Origin of the sequence: Brevibacillus panacihumi W25 (assembly GCF_000503775.1) — a bacterium.
Lineage (GTDB): Bacteria > Bacillota > Bacilli > Brevibacillales > Brevibacillaceae > Brevibacillus > Brevibacillus panacihumi_A.
On sequence record NZ_KI629782.1, the window covers coordinates 1,013,126 to 1,033,839 of the forward strand.

The window sequence follows — 20,714 nt, forward strand, 5'->3', positions numbered from 1 at the left end:
CGAGGTAAAGTGAAGACAAGGGCATCCCATGCAGACCCTTGTCTTCGCCTATTTTACTATTTCTTCTCAATCTCCGCCCATTTGTAGTCAAGCGTGCCTACAGGATGGCGCAAAATCCCTTTGATGTTCGGTTGATCCATGAACACCTTCGTATTGAAGTAGACCGGAACCAGCGGCATGTCATTCATGAAAATAGCTTCCGCGTCATGCATCAGACCGAAGCGCTCTTTTTCATCTGCCGTGTTGCGGATTTTCGCTACGAGGGCATCGTAGTCGGGATTGCTGTAATTGATGCGGTTGCCAGGATGATCCGTGACAAAGAGCTCCAGGAAGTTGATTGGATCACCGTAATCTGCAGGAATGGTAGAACGGGAGAACTGGAGTTGACGAGCGCGCTGCTCTGCCAAAAATACGTTCCATTCCTTGTTCTCCAGCTTGACGTCAACACCGAGGTTCTTCTTGTACATTTCCTGCATCACTTGTGCGATCGCTTTATGTGTATCGCTTGTATTGTACGTCATGGTGACTGGCGGCAATGTCGTCCAGCCTTCTTCTTCCATCCCTTTTTTCAGCAGTGCCTTGGCTTGTTCGACATCATTATCCTTGAAGAAATCGCCGCCTTTTTCACGGAAGTCCGTTCCATCCGGCTCAGGGAAACCGATCGGCACATGCGCCAGGGCAGGAATCTGTTTTCCTTGGACGACATTCTCGATCAACAGCTTGCGATCAAGGGCGAGCGCAAACGCTTTACGGATGTTCGCATTGGTGAAAGGAGGCATTTGCGTATTCATGCGGTAGTAGTAGATTGCTGCTTCTGGCTCTACTTTCGCCTCACCGGATTCGATCAGTTTCGCCTTGAGATCGATTGGAACGGTTTGAATCATATCCAACTGTCCCGTTTTGTACATCTGGTACTGTGTGTTCTCATCGTTGACCATGATCCAATCGATGCCCGCATATTTTACGGAATCCTTGTCCCAATAGCCGTCATTCTTCACTACTTTCACGGATTGATCATGCACCCAATCTTCCATTTTGAAAGGTCCATTGGTCACGATGGAAGAAGCGTTTTCTGCCCACTTCGGATTGCTCTCTACCACTTTCTTGTTCACAGGGAAGAAAGTTGGCTGGGTGATAATATGCAAGAAATAACCAGCTGGCGCCGCGAGCTTCACTTCAAGCGTCTTGTCATCCAATGCCTTGACCTGGACTCCGTCCGCGTTGCCCTCTCCCTTGTTGTAGGCTTCCGCTCCTTCTATGTAGTATGCCAGGAAGGCAGAAGGGAAGGCATTGTTCGGATCGAGAATACGCTTGAAGGCAAATTCGAAGTCATGAGCGGTGACGGGATCACCATTGGACCATTTCGAATCGCGCAACGTGAAGGTATAGGTTTTGCCGTCTTCGCTGACACTCCATTTTTCTGCCATCGCCGGCTGCGGCACGTGTTTTTGATCAAGGCGGGCCAAGCCCTCCATGGTAGCATTCAGAACCTCATTGGACGTGCTGTCAAAGCCTTTTGGCGGATCGAGGGAAGGCGGCTCTGTCTTCAGGTTGAGCCGCAGTTTTGCGGTCATGTCAGCTTGTCCCGCAGGCTCTTGTTGCGGAGCAGCACCCGCATTGCTGCCTGTATCTTGCGGCGCTGGAGCTGCCGTTTGGCTGCAACCGGTGACGGCTAGGACCGCGAGCAGAGCCGCAGTGCTAAGCACCTTCCATCCTTTTTTCATCTTCATGAATGTTCCCCCTTTTCATGTAAAAAGCATATAACAAATGGCATCCCTGTGTAGAAGGCCATTTATTAACAAATCGACCGATTCTCCTGCAGCAGCTGGAATGTCGTCTCGACACGGCCGACGACACTGCCACTCATGTTGGTAATAGGCGGATTCGTATAGGCATGAAGAGTCTTCAGCGCCCCGTCCACGCCAATCCCCAATTGGCGAAGCACTTCATTGACCACCGGATAGATGGCGCGTGCACCGCCATCCTCGATCTTGACCGCGATGCCAATGCCTCGCTCGCGATCCCCGAGGCAGTAGACGGATTCAGCGCCTGCTTTCCCGAAAATTCTCCCGCCGAATGCATTCATCAGATCTGTACAATAGCGGCTCTCCCCCCCAACCATCTCGGGATGGGCTACCATCGCCTCCACAATCCTTCTCGCAGCATCTTGACGAACTGGATTGTCGATGACTTCCGGCTTGGCCAGCTTGGCGAAGGCCCAAGCGTAATTGACAAGCGGCAGACGATGAACCGGTACGCCGCACCCGTCTATTCCCAAGGTGATTTTTTCGCGCGGGTAACCAGTGATGTCCGCTACGACATCCAGGATTCGCTGCTGGACAGGATGCTCTGGCAAATGATAGCTCGCAACATCCTCCCCCATATGTGTGGCTGTGGCGATCATGCCCGCGTGCTTGCCGGAGCAGTTGCTGTACACAGGTGTCAGCGGCTTGCCTGCCCGAATCAATTCCTTGTAGCTCTCCTCGTGACGAGGAACGTGGGTGCCGCATTGCAGAGTCGCTTCTGGCTGCCCTGCACGTTCCAGCATACTCATCGCCCGCGTACGATGGCGCGGCTCTCCGCTGTGAGAAGCACAACAAAGTGAGAGGTCCGCCGGTTCCAACTGGTATCGATCTGCTGTACCTGTTTCGATGATCGGAATTGCCTGTAGGGGCTTCATGCTGGATCGGGCAAAAGTGAGTCGATCGGGATCACCGTAAGAGTAAAGCAGGTTGCCATGTTGATCCACTACTGCGATGTGACCCAGATGAGAGCTTTCCATTTGGTCTCCCCGGTATACGTTTGCTACCACATTCATAACAAGTCTCCTTTTTGAGGTTGGTTGGAATCCTTGTTAAGTGGAGAACAAGCAACTATCGTGCCAAACTTGAGATAAATCTAAAAATATACTTTTTATCTGGGCTGAAGCTCCTCTCTCTTTGCCAACTCAACGAAAATAGGGTAACATTTTTCGTTTTTATAACCCGTTTTTCCGAAAATAGGATCACCCATTTTTAAACAACCAAAAAAAACACCTCATTCCCGGATCTTCAGGGATGTGAGGTGCCTATTCCGTATTATTTTCCCATTCTCTGCAGATCTGCTTCCACCATCATATGAATCAGTTCTTCCCAGGTGGTCTTGGGGGACCAGCCCAGTTCCCTTTTCGCTTTGGCTGGATTGCCGAGCAAAACGTCCACCTCGGCTGGCCGGTATAGATCCGGGTCTATCACGAGATAATCCAGGTAGTTCAAGCCTACGTAATCAAAAGCGACCTTGCACATTTCTTCTACGGTCGTTGTCTTGCCGGTAGCGATTACGTAATCTTCCGGCTTTTGTTGTTGCAGCATCAACCACATGGCTTCGACGAAATCACCCGCAAAGCCCCAGTCCCTTTTCGCGTGAATATTACCCAAGCGAAGTTCTTTTTGTTTTTGCGTGGCGATTCGGGCGACAGCCTGCGTCACTTTGCGGGTGACAAACTCCGGTCCCCGCAGGGGAGATTCGTGATTAAACAAGATTCCGTTGCAGGTGTACATGTGGAAGCTCTCGCGGTAGTTCTTGGTCATCCAATAGCCAAAAAGCTTGGATACAGCGTAGGGACTGCGCGGGTAAAACGGCGTCTTCTCCGATTGCTGCGGCTCCTGGATCAGTCCGTACAGCTCGCTTGAGGACGCCTGGTACATGCGAATGCCGGGATCCGTCTCGCGAATGGCCTCCAGCACATGCAAGACTCCCATCCCCGTCACCTGTGCGGTCAGGATGGGCTGCTCCCAGGATGATCCGACAAAGCTCTGGGCCGCAAGATTATAGACCTCATCAGGTTTGGCCGCCTTGATCGCACGGGTCAGCGAGGAGAGGTCCAGCAAGTCGCCTTCTTTCCATTCCACATCATCAGCAATCTGCAAATACTCCAGGCGCCAAAGATTGGACGTGCTCCGGCGGGGGACCAGTCCGATGACCCGATACCCTTTTTCCAACAGAAATTTGGCCAAGTAGGCTCCATCCTGACCGGTGATCCCCGTGATAAAAGCTGTTTTCATCGGCTTCCCCCCAACTCAATCTTCCCTCTACCATCTTGTATATGTTCGGACTGGCTGATTGTTCCTTCGCCCGCACGCATTTTCCAGGTTGTCAATAAAGTATCGAATAAGGTGATTTGATCTACTTACCCTTGACCGGAGGGGGCTTAGCCATGAAGGAAGAATGGAAAAAAGCGTATCAGCGCTGGCGTGACTTTCCCAATCTGGACGATCATCTTCGTCGAGATCTGCACGCCCTTGAATCAGATGAATCTTTGCTGATGGATTGTTTCTACCGATATATGGAATTCGGAACAGGAGGCATTCGTGGAGAATTAGGTCCTGGCATCAATCGCATGAATCTCTACACGGTCCGCAAAACGGCGGAAGGTCTTGCCCGCTACCTCTCCGTCCAGGGAGAGCAAACGAAAAAAGCCGGTGTCGTGATTGCCTTCGACTCACGGCACCAATCTGCAACGTTCGCCCGTGAAGTAGCCAAAGTATTGGGCAATCACGGAATACGCATCTATCTTTTTGAACGGATCATGCCAACGCCGATTCTATCCTTTGCCGTCCGTCATTTGGCTGCTTCTGCAGGTGTCGTAATCACTGCCAGCCACAATCCGGCCAACTACAACGGAATAAAGGTATACGATGCTGACGGTGCACAAATCACGCCCGACACCGCTTCCCGACTTTTCACCCTGATCCAGGAAGCTGGAGATGAATTGGCGATTCAAACAGCCGATGAAGAAAGCCTGCTGCAAAGCGGCATGCTGCTGCGAATTGGCGACACGATCGTGGACGCTTATTTCCAGCAGGTAAGCAGCATTCGTCAGCATTCCGAATTGTCCCAGGCAGCCAAGAATGCGGTGAACATCGTATTTACCCCTTTGCATGGGACAACCGGGGAAGTCATTTCCAAAGGCTTGAAGGACTTTGGCTATCATCACGTGCTGACTGTTCCCGAGCAGGCTTTGCCCGACCCTGATTTCTCCACCGTTTCTTCCCCGAACCCCGAGGAACCAGAAGCGTTCCATCTGGCTTTGCAGTACGCGATCCAAGCAGCAGCTGATCTGGTAATCGGCACCGATCCGGACGGGGATCGACTTGGGGTCTGGGTCAAACAAAGCGGCGGGACGTATCTGCCGCTGACAGGCAATCAAATCGGCGCGCTATTGTTATATGATGTGCTGCGTCAAAAACGTATCCAAGGGAGCTTGCCGCCGAATGGCATCGTTTTAAAAACCATCGTTACGTCTGAACTTGGCAGGCGAATCGCCGCTGATTTTGGCGTCAAAACGGAAGATACCTTGACCGGCTTCAAATACATTGGTGAAAAAATAACAACGTACAAAAAAAGTGGAGATTATGTGTTTCTATTCGGCTATGAAGAAAGCTTCGGATACCTGATCGGAGATTTTGTTCGCGACAAGGATGCCGTACAAAGCGCCCTGCTGCTCGTAGACCTGTGCGCCTACCACAAGGCGAAAAACGAGAGTCTTGGCGACGCGCTGCAAAACTTGTATGAGCGATTCGGCTACTACCTTGAGGACCTGCAAACCAAAACGTTCAAAGGAGTACAAGGCATCCAAATCATGAAGGATTTGATGTCTTCCCTGCGCAGGCATCTGCCTCCATCTTTCGCCGGTATGCGCATCATTGGCATAGAGGACTATCTGACAGGAAGCATGGAGGACTTGGCAAAAGGGAATCGCACACCTCTTTCGCTGCCTCGGTCTGATGTGCTCAAGGTTCTGTTGGAAGACGGCTCCTGGTTCTGTCTGCGCCCATCGGGGACAGAGCCAAAACTAAAGCTATATCTCGGTACGGTCGGAGACTCCCACAAGGAAGCCTCCCAAAAGCTGGAACAGTTAAAAGTCGACGTCAAAAAACTGCTCGAACATCCTTCGGAGGGTTAGATGTCCAGAATCGGGCCGCTGCGATGCGGATGGCCCCCGTTATCCGGGCCATAGTTTGGGGGGTGATACGCTGATTCGGGGGAAAGTTCTGCAAATTGGGCTACATCCAGAAGATCTTTGCGCAGGAAAAACGCATTTACCCCTTGGGAATCTGTACCGATCAAAGCGTAGCCCAGTTTCTTGCCCAATGTCGTGAGCGAGCACAGACTGGCTCCAAAATACGATGTTCCGTCCCAGCAAAAATCTTCCTGGTAGGGGATGACCATGTTTTGTGGCGGAGGATAGGATGCATTGTACTCGATCACGACTACCCGCGGCTGATAGGCGTCGAGTGCTTGCCACACCCAGTAATCATTTCCATCAATATCGATCGATAAAAAATCGAATTCGACGGGAACCGCCATCTCTTGAAACAGCTGGCCGATATTATCGCGCGTGACAAATTGCTGACTGGCGCGAACCTGAGGATACGGAGCGATATTATTTGCAAGATTTTGGTAATGAAATTGGCTTCCTTCCAGCAGCACACCTGACCATCCATGATGAACCCACAGATTATGAGTCAAGCATTCCATGCCATCCTCGACCCCAAACTCTACAAAAAAGCGATTGACTGTACCGATCCTGGAGAACAGCTCTTCAATCACTCCATCCTCGCCATTTTGCGAAAATACCTTCTTTTCAAAGCTGTTGATTTGGCCCATCTCCTGCCTCCTTGTCTCATCGTTGCCTTATTCTATGTCGCAACTGCAACGCCGCCATCCGCATCTGCCAAAAGTCAGCCCGTCAAAAGGCTGGTGCCGTGGCATGTTCCTTGGCAAACCATATGAATAGCTAGAATGATTCGTTGATTTACCGCTTGGAAGCCCTACGGGGAGGTGGTTGTTCATTGAAAGCATTGATTACGGGAATTACCGGATTTGCCGGTAGTCACCTAGCCGGATATCTTCTCTCTCGCGGGGATGTCGAGGTATGCGGCACCTACCGGGTGCGCAGCAGCATGGAGCTGCTTGAACCGATTACAAAGCAGATCCATCTCGTCGAGTGTGAATTGAGGGACCCTCATTCTGTCCATCGGATGCTTGAAGAAATCCGGCCCAACCTGATCTTTCATCTCGCAGCACAAAGCTTTGTCCCTACCTCCTGGAACTCTCCCGCCGAGACAATGGTGAACAATCTCGTCGGCCAGATTCACTTGCTGGAAGCTGTTCGCAAGCTGGATCTCTCCTGCCGCATCCATATCGCATGCTCTAGCGAAGAATACGGTCTGGTCTTTCCCCACGAGACACCGATCAAAGAAGATAACCCGCTGCGTCCTCTCAATCCCTATGCGGTTAGCAAAATCGCACAAGACTTTCTTGGCTATCAATACTATCAAAGCTATGGGATGCCGATCATCCGCACTCGAACCTTTAACCACACGGGACCTGGTCGAGGCGAGCATTTTGTGACCTCCAATTTTGCCAAACAGATCGCCCAAATTGAGCTTGGTTTACAGCCGCCCAAAATTTTCGTCGGCAATCTGCAAGCCAAAAGAGACTTCACAGATGTACGCGATATCGTGCAGGCATACTGGCTTGCTGCAACACATGGCGAACCCGGTGAAGTTTACAATCTCTCATCCGGTTCTACTTATACGATTGAAGAAGTCCTGCGAATTCTTCTCTCCCTTACGAATGTTCAGGTGACTGTCGAAGTGGATCCCGACCGCCTTCGCCCCTCTGATGTGGATACATTGCTCGGAGACTCCTCTGCGTTTCGCAGCAAAACAGGATGGGCGCCACAAATCCCTTTTGCCAAAACAATGGAAGATCTCCTCGATTACTGGCGTATTCTTTTACGCAAACGACAACATTCAGGGAGGGAGAGATGTTGAACAACCATTCCATGCCATTGGTCTCGATTATTACCCCGTCCTACAATCAGGCAGCTTTTATCAAACAAACCATCGAAAGCGTGCTGCGTCAGGATTATCCGCGGATCGAGCATATCGTGGTTGACGGAGCGTCTACGGACGGTACGCAGGCTATTCTGCGACAGTACAGTCAGTTGGGGGAGCGCTTCCGCTATATATCGGAACCAGATGGCGGCCAATCCCACGCCATCAACAAAGGGTTGAAAATGGCCAAGGGGGAAATCATCGGCTGGCTGAATTCAGACGATACTTATTTTCCCCAAGCGGTGCGAAAAGCCGTAGATAGTTTACTGAAGCATCCCGACTGGTCGATGGTGTATGGAAAAGGGCTGCACATCAACGAAGCAAACAAAATTATGTACAAATATCCGTGGGTTCCCTTTGATCGAAAAAAGATGTTTACTCACTGCATTATCTGCCAGCCTACGGCGTTCATTCGAAAATCGATCTTCGAGGAAGTAGGCGGTGTCGATGAGGATCTACATTTCTGCATGGATTATGACTTGTGGCTCCGTATTTCAGCCAAATACCCGATCGGTTGCATCGAAGACTATCTGGCCAGTTCCCGCCTGCATGACAAGTGCAAATCCGTAACCAGCCTGATCGACGTCGGTTTTCCGGAAATCGTGAAGACCAGCATGCGGCACTTTGGCACAGTCGCCAATGAGTGGTTGCTCCACTTTCTGAAGACCTATCGGGATAAAGGTGTCTTCTGGTTTCTCGACTTGTTCAAATTCCATCGTATATTCGGCTCTACACCGTCTCTAGCATCTTCCAACCGATTTGCCGACTTATGGGCTCCGCCTTATCTGCGTATGCACTTCCATGTGGATTCGTCTTGTCCCCTTCATACATTGGTGATCAAGGGCTCTTATCCCCCATCCATGCACCCGATGCATTTTCATGCTCTCGTGGAAGGGCAACAGGCAGATATGCGCGTTCATACCGACGCAGATCATGTGTTTACGATGGAAATTCCGATTCAATCGAACAATCCCACGTGCTTTGTAGACGTGATCGCGAGTCGGCAAATTGTCAAAGAAGATCCGCTCCCCGATCAAAACAAGCGGACGGTAAGCTACCTGGTTGATCAAATCCTGCCTCTCTCTGAAGAGGAATACAGCTTCTATCAGCATTTTCTGCAAGGGAGCAACCCCTTGAGCGAATGGATCAAACAAAACAGACATCCCTCCCCCATTCTGTGAGCATCCGCAAGAAAGGAAGGTGTACATTTCCAAGATGATCGATCTCACACAAAAACGAATCGTTGTGACTGGTGGAGCAGGATTTTTGGGCCGGCATGTAGTGGAGCAGCTTTCCCAGCTCGGCTGTGAGCATATCTTCGTTCCGCGCAAGAAGCAGTTTGATTTACGCAAAGAGAAAGAGATCATCCACATGCTTGAAACCTATCGCCCTGAAATCGTCATACACCTGGCTGCGGTCGTCGGAGGGATTGCGGCCAATCAAAAAAATCCCGGTTCCTTTTTTTACGATAACCTGATGATGGGTGCCCAACTGCTGGAGCAATCCCGATTGTTTGGCGTAGAAAAGTTCGTCGCAATCGGGACGATCTGCTCTTACCCGAAGTTTACCCCTGTACCGTTTTCCGAAGAGAATTTATGGAACGGATACCCCGAAGAGACGAATGCTCCCTATGGCCTGGCAAAAAAGATGATGCTCGTGCAAGCGCAGGCTTATCGTGAACAATACAGATTTAATTCGATTTTCCTGCTGCCCGTCAACTTGTACGGACCGCATGACAACTTTGATCTGGAAACCTCCCACGTCATTCCCGCCATCATCCGCAAATGTGTGGAGGCCCAGACGAACCATGAGCCGACTATTTTGCTGTGGGGCAGCGGCGAAGTGACCCGGGAGTTTATTTATGTAGAGGATGCCGCACGTGCGATTGTGCTGGCTACCGAGCGATATGACGGGCCGGAACCCGTCAACATCGGTTCGGGGGAAGAGATGACCATTCGCGAGCTGGCGTTGTTAATCAAGGAAGAGAGCGGCTACGGCGGCGAGATTCTCTGGGACAAAACACGGCCGGACGGACAACCTAGACGCAGGCTGGATGTGAGCCGTGCCAAGGCCCTTTTCCAATTCGAGGCATCTACTCCGCTTCATGCCGGTTTGCAGAAAACCATCGCCTGGTACAGGCAAAGCCTATCTGACGGGAGGGAGAGGACTTGAGAATCGGCGTCAATCTTCTCGCTGTCATCCCTGGAAAAATAGGCGGGATGGAACAGTATGTACGCAATCTGATTGACTTTTCGCAGAGGAACAACGAGGGGCATGAATGGTTCCTGTTTTTGAGCAGTCACAACTATCACACCTTCGCGGAAGGACAATATTTGCACAAGATTTTATTCCGGGACATATCGGCAGCGCACTCCCTTTTCCACGAGCAAATCCAGCATTTGCGGCTCGATCTCTGGTTCTGTCCCTTGCTGGTGCTGCAGCCGTCCGATGTAACGATTCCCAGTGTCATCAACATTCCTGATATTCAGCATGAATTCTATCCCCAGTTTTTTGATCCTCCTGTGCTGCAATGGCGAAAAGACAACTATCAGTCCTCAGCCCAGAAGAGCAGTGCCGTGCTTACCCTATCCGAATTCTCTCGCAAATCAATCATCGAGAAGTTTCATTTGCCGTCCCATAAAGTGCACAGCATTCATCTGGACGCAGCCGCGGAATTTTCCCTGCCTGTTCAGCCAGAACTCGATCAGCAATTTCGCCATAAATACCAGTTGCCTGCACAATACGGACTCTACCCCGCCAATACCTGGCGACATAAAAATCACATCAATCTTCTGCAAGCCCTGCTGATTCTGCGTCGCACCTACAACTACAAGGTGAACATGGTCTTCACCGGTTTCCCTCAGGAAGCGCATCAAACCGTGATCAACTTCATCACCCAGCATCAAATGTGGGATCAGATCAAATGGTTGAACTACATTCCCCAAGCGGAGATGCCCTCGCTTTATCGAAACGCATCCTTCCTCTGCTTCCCCTCGCTATTTGAAGGATTCGGCATTCCCTTGGTCGAGGCCATGCGCTCCAAAATTCCAATCACCTGTTCCCACGCAGGCAGTATTCCGGAGGTTGTAGGCCAAGCTGCTCTCCTTTTCGACCCTCATGTCCCGGAAGACATCGCTGTAAAGATTGCCGCCATGTCGGATCCCGCCCTTCGGGAAGACCTGATTGCCAAAGGAACGCAGCAAGCCTCCCGCTTTTCCTGGGATGCCTGCGCACGGCATACACTTGCTGTTTTTCAATCTGTACTCCGTCCTCAAGGCGGGTAAAGGAGGTACCTGATGTCGACATCACGAATGGATGAAATCTTGCGGGTATGGCGATCTGAACACCGCATCCCCTATCCTTTAAGCGCCCAGGAGACGTGGGATTTCTGGGTTTTGGAGTCTCCCACCTATGACGTAAAGGTAGGAGCCGTGCTGGAATACGGTCAACGCTTTTCGCTGGATACCTTGATCGAAACAGGAACATTTCAGGGGGCCATGATCCAAGCTACCAAGCATTATTTTCAGCAGGTTTTTTCCATCGAACTGAATTATCCTCTATTTTGGTCCGCCTCGAAAAAGTTTGCTGCTGATCCTAACGTCAAGCTCCTCTATGGGGACAGCGCAGAGAAACTGCCCGCCCTCCTCTCGACGATCCAAAAGCCTTGCCTGTTCTGGCTTGATGGTCACTACATTCCCCTGTCTGCCGAGGCGGCAAAAGGCAGCAAGGATACTCCGATCCTCCAGGAGCTCGACAGCATTCTGGAGCATCCCGTTCGCAACCATGTCATCCTGATCGATGATGCCCGCTGCTTTATTGGGCCTAATCCCTTGCTGAACGATTTCCCCACCATCCAGGAGCTGGAGACATACGTCCTGACAAAACGCCCCGATATGCAGTACACGGTAAAAGACGATATCATCCGCATCCATCTACCCTAGAAAGGAGTCTTTCTTTTGAAGAAGCTAGATTTCCACCTGCCCTTTGACAAAAAATCGTTCGTGCTCTACGGCAGCGAATCGGACCAGAGTGTTTTGTACTATCTGGAATTGGAAAACGGCTATTATGAAGCATACGTCCTGAAATTGCTCCAGCGTGTCGTGGCTCCCGATTTCATCTGTCTGGACATCGGCGCCAACCTGGGAACGATCTCGCTTGCGTTGAGTTATCTGGCGAAAAAGGGCAAGGTGTACGCTTTTGAGCCTTCTACAGTCAACTACAATTTTTTAATGCGAAACATCGGAGAAAACGGCATCAAAAACATCGAAGCGATCAAGCTAGGGGTTTTTGACCGAAACGGTGCGATCCAGTTTCACGAAGTGGCCTCTGGTGGTGGTTGGTCTTTTATCGACGCCAATCAGGTTCATTCCACTGATCCTGCCAATCAAATCATTTGTGTCCGCCTCGACGATTGGGTCCAAAAAAATCCATTGAATCGCCTCGACCTGATCAAGGTGGATGTTGAGGGTTCCGAACTGGAGGTGCTGCACGGCGCTCAGGAAACCCTTCAGCGCTTTGACCCGGATCTGGTCATCGAATTCAATCTGGATAGCATGATGAACAATTTCGGAAAAGATCCGCATGACCTGTATGCGCTTCTTCAACAGCTGTATAGGAACATATACCTGATTCGCAGAGACGATCAAGTTGTCAAAGTCGCAGACTACGAGACGTTATTAGAGATGATCAAGCCGTTCCACGGTGATCTGTACTGCACCAATAAGAATAGCTGGGGATAGGAATCCTTATATACAAGCAGACGAAAAAACGTGGCCGCCGCCAATGGCGAAGCCACGTTTTTTATTTTGCAGAAATTCTCGAGCGATGCTCCTCGATGACCGTAAGCAGTCCTTCCCGCAGCGGGACTTGGCTGCGCCATCCATACCTTCGCAACGGCTCCACGTCGGCAAGCGAATGCATCATTTCTTGCGAAGGATAGGGCAGCGCCCCAAAATGAAGGGTCGTCGCCGATTCGGTCAATCTGTGTACTTCTCTAACCAGCGACTTGATCGAGGTGGCAACGCCGCTTCCAACCTGAAACTCGCAAAAAGAAGCGGTGAAAAGCTTGCTTTGACGCAGGAGGAGCAGATACGCATCAACCGCATCCCGGACATGAATAAAATCTCTCATTTGCTCCCCGGGAGTGAGGTAGAGATCAGGCTGGTTTTCCAGGCAAGTTCTGACGATATACGGGATGAATTTTTCCGGTGAATCAGCAGGTCCGTACAGATGCTCCAGCTTGAGATTGACAAAGCGAAGGGAGGATTGCGCGGCCAAATGCTTTCCCCATTCCAGAAAATGCCTTTTGGTCAGGTGATACCCGACAAGTCTCTGAAAGATTCCTTGAGCCGTATTGGAAAATGTATCGGTATTCATGAACAGGGGCGTCCCGCAGCGAATCGCCCCTTCCAGCACTTGCAGGGGCATGGAGACATTCGCTTCCAGTGTGGCATGATAGCTCTCCTGGTTCCGGGCATAGGAGGTTGCCGTGTGAATGACAGCATCCAAGGGACCTATGTCGCGAAACATCCCCTCTATCTCCACATGTTCGAGATCAAAGCATTCAATCTCATGAAGGACAGTGGCAAGGCGAGAACAATCCGAAGTCTTTCGTTTCAGAATGTAAACCTCATGCCCTTCAGCGAGCAAAGCTTTTACGAGATGACTGCCAAGAAATCCTGTCGCACCCGTCACCAGCACACGCATGCCATCGTTCCTCCTAGATTTGCCACGGCGGCGTACCTGCTCTCCACAGGCTCTCCAGATAATTTTTATCCCGGAGCGTATCCATAGGGTGCCAGAATCCCGTAAAAGGAAATGCCACCAATTCCTGAGACCTCGCCAGCACTTCCAATGGCTCCTTTTCCAGCACAGTCTCATCGCCTTCAAGATAGTCGAACACCTCTGGTTCCATTACAAAAAATCCGGCGTTGATCCAGCCTCGATCCCCTTTTGGCTTCTCCTGAAAGCCGCGAACGACATTCTCCGTCGTCACGTCCAAAGCCCCGAATCTCCCCGGCGGTTGTGTAGCGGTAATCGTGGCCAGCTTCCCGTGCTCGCGGTGAAACGAAACCAGGGCAGAGATGTCCAGATTGGCTACCCCGTCTCCATAGGTCAGCATGAAGGGTTCATCCCCCACGTAGGGCTGGATGCGCTTCACCCTCCCCCCGGTTCCGGTATCTTTGCCTGTATCTACCAGCGTCACCCTCCATGGCTCCGTGCGGCGATTGTGCAAGATCATTTCATTGTCCCGGCGAAAATCAAAGGTGACATCGGACTGATGCAGAAAATAATTGGAGAAATACTCCTTGATCATGTACCCCTTGTAGCCCAGACAAATAATGAAGTCATTGTAGCCGTACCGGGAATAAATGGACATAATATGGCAAATAATCGGCCTATCGCCGATCTCGATCAAGGGCTTTGGTTTCAAATGCGTCTCTTCCCCAATCCGCGTCCCGTATCCGCCAGCCAATATGACCACTTTCACGCTTTTCTCTCCCTCCTGTCTCTTGTCCCCGGCCAGGATCCTTTATTGCGGTGCTGCTTCCATGTAGTTCTGGATCTGTTTTTTGCAGATTTCCTGGAGATTTTTCCCCATTTGGCTGTCTTTCGTCCATTCCACGATTTGCTCCAAAGCCTGTTCGATGCTCCATCGGGGATTCCAGCCAAGCTCTTCTTTAGCCCTGGAGCAATCCAGCTTCAACAAGGAAGCCTCAGGCCAGTTATCCTCACGTTCTATTTCAAGCTCTGCAGCTGCCCCCCACTTCTCGCACAGCTTTTGGACGACCCAGGCCACTGTTCGAGTATCTCGCTCATCAGGTCCGAAATTATAGCTTTTTGAAAAGCGTACGGTATTTTCGCACATCCGTTCGGCAAGCAGCAGATAACCTCCAAGGGGTTCCAACACATGCTGCCAGGGGCGTACAGCTTCAGGGTATCGAAGCTTGATTCTTTTTCCGTTCATAAGGGAACTCAGACAATCGGGAATCAAGCGATCTGCAGCCCAATCCCCTCCGCCAATCACATTGCCGGCACGGGCAGAGGCGATCGCAATCCCCGCTGTCTCGACAGCAGAAAAAAAGGAGTTGCGATAGCTGGCGGTAACGAGTTCGGCGCACGCTTTGCTGCTGGAATAAGGATCGCGTCCCCCCAAGGCATCCTGCTCTCGGTATCCCCACACCCATTCCCGGTTTTCATAGCATTTGTCGCTTGTTACGTTGATCACAGCCCGGATCGGCACTCCCTGTTGGCATGCCAGTCGGACTGCTTCCAACAGATAGACCGTCCCGAGCACATTGGTCTCATAGGTTTCGACCGGATGCTGATACCCTTGACGCACCAGGGATTGAGCAGCCAGATGAAAAATAATCTCAGGCTTTGCTTGCAAGATAACCTGCTCCAGCATTCGCCTGTCCCTAATATCAGCTGTAATTGTGTGTACGAGCTGCCCGACACTCGCCAGCCGAAACAGGCTCGGATCAGTCGGCGGCTCCAAGGCATATCCCGTCACTTCTGCCCCCATTGCATGCAGCCAGATGCTAAGCCAAGCTCCTTTGAATCCGGTATGCCCGGTAACCAATACTCTTTTTTTGTGCCAAAAGGAGCTATTGACCATCAGACACACTCCCGCTGGACCTGACTTGCAACAAAATCTCCTCCCAGGACATGGCGTGGCGGACAATATCCTCCTCAATAAGCTGGCTTCCCAGCTGCACTTCGACGATTTCCATGTCAGTTGATGCTCGTATCGCGTGCTTGGTTCCCGCGGGGATTTCGAGAACATCGCCCGGACCTATTGGAATAAGCTGATCGTTCCAGACGAATTCCCCCTCCCCTTCGACTACCGTCCAGACCTCACTGCGATATTGATGGGTCTGATAACTCAGATTTTTGTACGCGAAAATATGCAGAATCTTGGTCAATACCTGTGCGCCCGTTGTTGTCGTCCGATAATGCAGGACTCGGTACGTCCCCCAGCGCTTTTCTTCGTACATGGGGCGTTGCTGCCACTCCAAGGGCAGATCCTTTACCCGATGGCTCTTGTCTTTAGCCGAGATCAGAATGCCATCAAGACTTGCTGCGATGACGGTATCCGATAAGCCAATGGTGACGATGGGAATATCCAGCTCATTGATCACATGTGTATTGGGCGCATCCCCATCCTGATATACTCGTCCTACGGTTTGGACGTTCATCTCCTCGGTCAAGGTATTCCAGGTGCCCAGATCTCGCCAGTACCCTGTATACGGAACCACCACAATCCGATCCGTTTTCTCTACGACCTCATAGTCAAAGCTGATCGGTTCAAGCGTGGCATAGGCTTGAAGCAGTTGTTCATAGTCTGTAGGCAAACCTTTTTTCTTTAATAAGTCCAGAAGATAACTCAATCGAAAAGCAAAGACACCGCAATTCCACATTGCTTGCTTCTTCAGCAACGCTTTTGCCTGCGTCTCGGATGGCTTCTCTTTGAAGCTTGCGACATGGTAATAAGAGAAGGAATCTTGGCTGTCCATAGTGGACGTGATGGGGACAATATAGCCGTATTTGGTAGAAGGATAGGTAGGTGTGACACCAATCAGGGCAAGATCTGCCTTAGAATGAAGCAACGCTTGCCTCAAATCCTGCAGCTTTTCCCAAAAATGCTCCTCAACATAAGAATCGACCGGCATGACGATCACCTGTTCAGCCGGATCCGCTCCCACGCAGGTGTGCAGATAGGTTGCGGCCAAAGCGACTGCAGGAAACGTGTCTTTTTTTTGCGGTTCTATTATCAAGGGAACATCCTCGCCCAACTGGCTTTTTAATAGATCGATGTGGGGTTTGCTAGCTGAAATATACACTTGATCTGTCCATTTATGTGCTGTCAACTGTCTCCAGACACGTTGCACCATGGATTCCGGCTCGCCGCTTGCCTGACGTAGCAACTTCAGGAATTGTTTGGACCTTGCCTCATTGGATAGCGGCCACAACCTTTTTCCAGCCCCTCCCGAAAGCAGTATCAGCATCATCCAGGCCACCTCTGTCCATTTTCATCGTGTATAAGGCATCATATGTACCAGTTGAAGGCGATGCCTCGCGTTTGCCGGAAAATGGTCTGTTCTCCTGTAGGCGTGCTGCTGATCCGAGAAAAAATGAAGCAGCCCCCATAGCCAGATACCAAGAGGGCTGCAAGCTGCCTAGAATCCCGTCGGATGCCACCGCTGGCTGAGATAATCAAACATGAACATGCCTTGCGTTGAAAGATGGGGAGTGAAAAAGTAAGGCATATACGATTTCATTTCCAAGCCTTGAAAATGAAGGGAGTTGAGACGGATAAAGGTATGGCTCGCCATCTCCCTGGTGTACAGTTTGCCGTTTATCAGATACACCTTTCTTTTTCCATTGAGACTTTCTGCCCATAGAGGACGATTGATATTTTCATCAAACATTTTGTCCCCGTATCGGCCATGTGTATAAGTGTAGTCCGGAAACTGACGCAAAAATAAAAGACCGGCTACCATGTCTGAGACGAGAGGAAGGTCATGGCTCACATGCCCCAGCTCCTTTGTTTCCTGCACCAATTTCTCAAACATGACGGGATCAGCAAAATACATCGTTGTAAACGAACAAAAACGGTCCAAAAGCTCTGCCTTCACAAAATTGGTCCAGACGAATTCCATCATAAATTGGCTGTATTCCGGGTTGTTTACGTTCTCGTACAGCATCACATCCGAATCGATATAGCAGCAAGCCGTCATTTGCTGAGAACGCATGAAATCACGAAGAATAAACCACCTTTGAAAACAAAACAGATTGTACGCGTGGGACATGACGTGCAGATGCTTGTAGTGCGGGGCAAAGGCGGCGGCGGTCTGCATGTATGCGTCCAATCTCACATGCTGTATACCATTTGTCCCAAATCTCTGGTTGAGAGCTGTGCCGAGCAGGAAAATTCTCGAACCGGGGTTGCTCACTTGGGCCTGCCGCAAGCTGTATGACAAGTAATTGTCGTCCGTACGATGGATGAATACAATGGGCAAGGACATCGGACGTTCCTCCCTGTTTGCGCCATTTTCTCTCCGATACCATATGTAATCTGCTGGCGCGTGGGGACCAAATTGGGGCAACCAACCAGTACCCAACCAAGCATCCGCACGTATCCTATCATCAGTCCACCACAAGTGAGAGAAGGATACCGACAAGGAGGTCAGATAGTTGGGAGGCAACTGGACGAACGAAGAAATTATACAAGAAATAAACAAGCGCAAATGGTATCACAAAATTGAGCTTCGCCCCGGGATTGTCACGCCGGGAATACAGATTCTTGAAAATCTCTGGGACATGACACGGCAGACGAGACAACATGTCTCTTATCAAGGCAAGCGTGTCCTTGATTTGGCCAGTTTTGACGGCATGTGGGTGTTCGAAGCAGAAAAGCTTGGAGCGAGCCTGGTAGTTGCCACAGATTGCCTGCATCCTCTATACGCCAACTTTGAACTATGTAAAGACATTCTGAACAGCAAAGCCATCCCCTTTTACAATACCTCGCCCTATCGCCTATGGGACGGTCTTCAGGTGCTGCTCATGGACGATATGACTGCAAGAAAACCCTTTCCAGAGCAAATCCAGCACAATAAATTCGACATCGTTCAACACTTGGGGCTTCTCTATCATGTACGCGACCCGCTCTACACCCTTTCCCAATGCAGAAGCGTCATCAAAACCGGCGGTCATCTTCTGTTGGAGACAGCAGCTGTTCTCGACTCGGATGAATCCATGATGGTTTTGAACGGCACCCCGGGAAAGATGAACCGCATCTATCAGGATGATACGACTTGGTGGCTCCCTACTCTGCCGTGCTTACTGGAAATGCTGGAGAACACCTTGTTTCAACCGCTTCCCCATACGATTCGCACGGTATCCTCGGGCAGATTTAACGGTTATCATGCCGGGAGGATCAGCTTGTTGGCAGAAGCGATACCTCCCAGCAAAATCGATCCGGCAGCCCGCGCCGAAATCTTGCGGACGTTTCGAAATCCGGGACTGGTACCTGAGCATCTGTAATTCCCTTCCTGGCATCCAGTCGGCGAACAATCGGCTGGATGCCTTTGGATATATGGAAAAACCTTGAGGAAATAAGAAAGCTACCCTAAAACAAAATGCTTCCCTTGTACATACACTGCGGGAGAGAAGTGTGGGTTTGGAAAGATCCGCCTTTCGAGCAAGGGAGGGATATTGTGTCACATTCACCATTGCCTCTGGTCACCATTATTACGCCTTCCTACAATCAGGGGAAGTTCATTCGGGAGACCATCGACAGCGTCTTGCAGCAAGATTACCGACATATTGAACACATCGTCGTCGACGGTGGTTCTACAGATAACACCATTGCGATCCTGCAAAGCTATGCGCAAAGCGACGGGCGTTTTCGCTTTATCTCCGAACCTGACCGCGGTCAGTCACATGCCATCAATAAAGGATTGGCCATGGCACGGGGGGAAATCATCGGCTGGCTCAATTCAGATGATACGTACCTGCCAGGAGCGATCCGGAAAGCCGTGCATGCCCTCCTCTCCCATCCGGAGTGGGGAATGATGCACGGACACTGCCATGTCGCCAATGAGACCAATCAGATCACGAGCAGCTTTCCCACCGAACCAGCAGATGCCCAAAAGCTGTACCATACCTGCTGTATCTGTCAGCCTGCTGCCTTTATTCGCAAAAATGTCTTTGAGCAAATGAACGGTGTCGATGAAAGTCTGCATTTTTGCATGGACTATGAATTATGGATGCGTGTCGCCAAACAGCATATCATCGGGTATATCCCGGAATTTGTCGCAACCGCCAGACTTCACAGCAACTGCAAATCCGCGACACAGTGGCAATCGACCGGGATTCCCGAGGTGTTGAAATCATTGGCCAAACACTACGGCAGCATTCCGTACGGCTGGGTTACCTACGCTTCCCAATATCAAGGGCCGGGCGCTTTTACCTTGATCAACAAGTTGAAAGACGCCGCTCATAACCAGCCAAGAGTCATCCATACCAACCGTTCCATTGACATGTGGACTCCTCCGATCTTTCGCATCCAGATCGCTTCCGATGCACACGCCCCCGCCCATCTGGTGATCGTCAAGGGAAGACTTCCCGCACCTGCCTTTCAAAATCAGAAGCCTATGACTCTGACAGCATTAATCAATGGGCAGCCTTACAAATCGTTTCCGATCACCCAGACCAGCTTCCAGCTGGAGATCCCGCTCGATCCCTCGAGGACGAGCAATCTGGTGGACATTGCAACTTCTCAAATCATTTCTCCTGTCTCTTTGCGGCTGGGTTTCCTTCAGGCGGCAGGCTTCATCGCAGAAGAAATCCTTCCGCTCTCCCGCGAAGAAGCCATTGTTTTTCGGACCTTTGCCCACTAGTCTGTCGGCCGGCAATGGGTTGCCATCCAAGTGAGCGTCCGTGAAAGAGCATGATCATCCAAAATACATCTTTGTCTCGATCACGGCCGCCGCTCCGGCTATAGCAAGCACAAGCAACAACGGATAGGTTATGGGGACATACGTATAAAGGAGCAAAATGACCGCTGCCACCCAGACGCCGACACACCAATGACAAGCAAGCAGACTGCCGATCCAGCGCCGCAATCCGGTCCCCTTGTATTCCACATTTCGGACCAGCTGTCCTGATGGATCCGAATCATAGGTAACAGATAGAAACGGCTTGCGGATGAACGCTGTAATTTCATCAAACACAATCAAATGCGTAAGCCTGAAGCTCGCCAGCACAAGAATCACCAAATCCAAAAACGAAATGCCAAACATTTGGACTCCATCCCTTTCCAGGATT

Annotated in this window: 19 protein-coding genes; 9 read left to right on the forward strand and 10 right to left on the reverse strand. The window is 50.8% G+C overall.

What is annotated here, in order from left to right:
• Positions 1-56: 56 nt before the first annotated feature.
• The 3 genes from T458_RS34280 to gmd all read right to left on the reverse strand — a co-directional run bounded on the left by T458_RS34280 (position 57) and on the right by gmd (position 4,043).
• Positions 57-1,730 carry a peptide ABC transporter substrate-binding protein gene (locus T458_RS34280; RefSeq protein WP_023555042.1) on the reverse strand — a complete coding sequence of 558 codons (1,674 nt, stop codon included), beginning with the start codon at positions 1,728-1,730 and terminating at the stop codon, positions 57-59.
• A 65-nt stretch (positions 1,731-1,795) separates the two neighbouring features.
• Complete coding sequence (locus tag T458_RS34285) at positions 1,796-2,818, reverse strand: asparaginase (RefSeq protein WP_023555043.1); 1,023 nt, start codon at positions 2,816-2,818, stop codon at positions 1,796-1,798.
• Between the two features lie 259 nt (positions 2,819-3,077).
• Positions 3,078-4,043 (reverse strand): GDP-mannose 4,6-dehydratase, encoded by a 966-nt coding sequence (gene gmd, locus T458_RS34290; RefSeq protein ID WP_023555044.1) that lies wholly within the window; start codon positions 4,041-4,043, stop codon positions 3,078-3,080.
• 152 nt (positions 4,044-4,195) lie between these two features.
• Here gmd and T458_RS34295 point away from each other — a divergent pair, with 152 nt between their 5' ends.
• Positions 4,196-5,944 carry a phospho-sugar mutase gene (locus T458_RS34295; RefSeq protein ID WP_023555045.1) on the forward strand — a complete coding sequence of 583 codons (1,749 nt, stop codon included), beginning with the start codon at positions 4,196-4,198 and terminating at the stop codon, positions 5,942-5,944.
• Here the strand turns inward: T458_RS34295 and T458_RS34300 are convergent.
• The gene (locus tag T458_RS34300) at positions 5,941-6,648 is read right to left on the reverse strand and encodes a hypothetical protein (RefSeq protein WP_023555046.1); all 708 of its coding nucleotides are present in this window, start codon (positions 6,646-6,648) and stop codon (positions 5,941-5,943) included. The two genes, T458_RS34295 and T458_RS34300, sit on opposite strands and share 4 nt — an antisense overlap.
• Positions 6,649-6,833: 185 nt before the next feature.
• On the opposite strand from T458_RS34300, the gene T458_RS34305 reads away from it, so the two are divergent.
• From T458_RS34305 to T458_RS57540, 6 genes are read left to right on the forward strand one after another with little or no spacing between them, the layout of a single operon-like run.
• Positions 6,834-7,820 (forward strand): GDP-mannose 4,6-dehydratase, encoded by a 987-nt coding sequence (locus T458_RS34305; RefSeq protein WP_023555047.1) that lies wholly within the window; start codon positions 6,834-6,836, stop codon positions 7,818-7,820.
• Positions 7,814-9,064, forward strand: coding sequence for a glycosyltransferase family 2 protein (locus tag T458_RS34310; protein WP_023555048.1), 1,251 nt, complete (start codon positions 7,814-7,816; stop codon positions 9,062-9,064). The genes T458_RS34305 and T458_RS34310 overlap by 7 nt, the downstream gene beginning before the upstream one ends.
• Positions 9,065-9,098: 34 nt before the next feature.
• Entirely contained in the window at positions 9,099-10,055 is a 957-nt protein-coding gene (locus T458_RS34315) for a GDP-L-fucose synthase family protein (protein ID WP_031305424.1), read from the forward strand.
• Complete coding sequence (locus T458_RS34320; protein WP_023555050.1) at positions 10,052-11,167, forward strand: glycosyltransferase family 4 protein; 1,116 nt, start codon at positions 10,052-10,054, stop codon at positions 11,165-11,167. Before T458_RS34315 ends, T458_RS34320 begins: the two co-directional genes overlap by 4 nt.
• Positions 11,168-11,179: 12 nt before the next feature.
• Positions 11,180-11,824 carry a hypothetical protein gene (locus T458_RS57535; RefSeq protein ID WP_252989780.1) on the forward strand — a complete coding sequence of 215 codons (645 nt, stop codon included), beginning with the start codon at positions 11,180-11,182 and terminating at the stop codon, positions 11,822-11,824.
• Positions 11,825-11,839: 15 nt separating this feature from the next.
• Entirely contained in the window at positions 11,840-12,622 is a 783-nt protein-coding gene (locus T458_RS57540) for an FkbM family methyltransferase (protein WP_252989781.1), read from the forward strand.
• 61 nt (positions 12,623-12,683) lie between these two features.
• Here the strand turns inward: T458_RS57540 and T458_RS34330 are convergent, their stop codons facing one another.
• The 5 genes from T458_RS34330 to T458_RS34350 form a co-directional block, all read right to left on the reverse strand.
• Entirely contained in the window at positions 12,684-13,589 is a 906-nt protein-coding gene (locus T458_RS34330; RefSeq protein ID WP_023555051.1) for an NAD-dependent epimerase/dehydratase family protein, read from the reverse strand.
• A 13-nt stretch (positions 13,590-13,602) separates the two neighbouring features.
• Complete coding sequence (rfbF, locus tag T458_RS34335; RefSeq protein WP_023555052.1) at positions 13,603-14,373, reverse strand: glucose-1-phosphate cytidylyltransferase; 771 nt, start codon at positions 14,371-14,373, stop codon at positions 13,603-13,605.
• A 42-nt stretch (positions 14,374-14,415) separates the two neighbouring features.
• On the reverse strand, positions 14,416-15,501 hold the full coding sequence (gene rfbG, locus T458_RS34340; RefSeq protein WP_023555053.1) for a CDP-glucose 4,6-dehydratase: 1,086 nt from the start codon (positions 15,499-15,501) through the stop codon (positions 14,416-14,418).
• The gene (locus T458_RS34345) at positions 15,491-16,894 is read right to left on the reverse strand and encodes a sugar phosphate nucleotidyltransferase (RefSeq protein WP_023555054.1); all 1,404 of its coding nucleotides are present in this window, start codon (positions 16,892-16,894) and stop codon (positions 15,491-15,493) included. Before T458_RS34345 ends, rfbG begins: the two co-directional genes overlap by 11 nt.
• Before the next feature lie 168 nt (positions 16,895-17,062).
• Positions 17,063-17,911 (reverse strand): hypothetical protein, encoded by an 849-nt coding sequence (locus T458_RS34350; RefSeq protein WP_023555055.1) that lies wholly within the window; start codon positions 17,909-17,911, stop codon positions 17,063-17,065.
• A gap of 169 nt (positions 17,912-18,080) precedes the next feature.
• On the opposite strand from T458_RS34350, the gene T458_RS34355 reads away from it, so the two are divergent.
• Positions 18,081-18,929 (forward strand): DUF1698 domain-containing protein, encoded by an 849-nt coding sequence (locus tag T458_RS34355; protein ID WP_023555056.1) that lies wholly within the window; start codon positions 18,081-18,083, stop codon positions 18,927-18,929.
• A 173-nt stretch (positions 18,930-19,102) separates the two neighbouring features.
• The gene (locus T458_RS34360) at positions 19,103-20,287 is read left to right on the forward strand and encodes a glycosyltransferase family 2 protein (protein WP_023555057.1); all 1,185 of its coding nucleotides are present in this window, start codon (positions 19,103-19,105) and stop codon (positions 20,285-20,287) included.
• Between the two features lie 54 nt (positions 20,288-20,341).
• On the opposite strand, the gene T458_RS34365 is transcribed toward T458_RS34360, so the two are convergent.
• The gene (locus T458_RS34365) at positions 20,342-20,689 is read right to left on the reverse strand and encodes a DUF1360 domain-containing protein (protein WP_023555058.1); all 348 of its coding nucleotides are present in this window, start codon (positions 20,687-20,689) and stop codon (positions 20,342-20,344) included.
• Positions 20,690-20,714: the final 25 nt, after the last annotated feature.

Bases quoted from the DNA above. Each gene is read 5' to 3' on its own strand.
- T458_RS34280 (WP_023555042.1), bottom strand. From the start codon at position 1,730: ATGAAGATGAAAAAAGGATGGAAGGTGCTTAGCACTGCGGCTCTGCTC.
- T458_RS34285 (WP_023555043.1), bottom strand. From the start codon at position 2,818: ATGAATGTGGTAGCAAACGTATACCGGGGAGACCAAATGGAAAGCTCT.
- gmd (WP_023555044.1), bottom strand. From the start codon at position 4,043: ATGAAAACAGCTTTTATCACGGGGATCACCGGTCAGGATGGAGCCTAC.
- T458_RS34295 (WP_023555045.1), top strand. From the start codon at position 4,196: ATGAAGGAAGAATGGAAAAAAGCGTATCAGCGCTGGCGTGACTTTCCC.
- T458_RS34300 (WP_023555046.1), bottom strand. From the start codon at position 6,648: ATGGGCCAAATCAACAGCTTTGAAAAGAAGGTATTTTCGCAAAATGGC.
- T458_RS34310 (WP_023555048.1), top strand. From the start codon at position 7,814: ATGTTGAACAACCATTCCATGCCATTGGTCTCGATTATTACCCCGTCC.
- T458_RS34315 (WP_031305424.1), top strand. From the start codon at position 9,099: ATGATCGATCTCACACAAAAACGAATCGTTGTGACTGGTGGAGCAGGA.
- T458_RS57535 (WP_252989780.1), top strand. From the start codon at position 11,180: ATGTCGACATCACGAATGGATGAAATCTTGCGGGTATGGCGATCTGAA.
- T458_RS34330 (WP_023555051.1), bottom strand. From the start codon at position 13,589: ATGCGTGTGCTGGTGACGGGTGCGACAGGATTTCTTGGCAGTCATCTC.
- rfbG (WP_023555053.1), bottom strand. From the start codon at position 15,501: ATGGTCAATAGCTCCTTTTGGCACAAAAAAAGAGTATTGGTTACCGGG.
- T458_RS34345 (WP_023555054.1), bottom strand. From the start codon at position 16,894: ATGATGCTGATACTGCTTTCGGGAGGGGCTGGAAAAAGGTTGTGGCCG.
- T458_RS34350 (WP_023555055.1), bottom strand. From the start codon at position 17,911: ATGTCCTTGCCCATTGTATTCATCCATCGTACGGACGACAATTACTTG.
- T458_RS34365 (WP_023555058.1), bottom strand. From the start codon at position 20,689: ATGTTTGGCATTTCGTTTTTGGATTTGGTGATTCTTGTGCTGGCGAGC.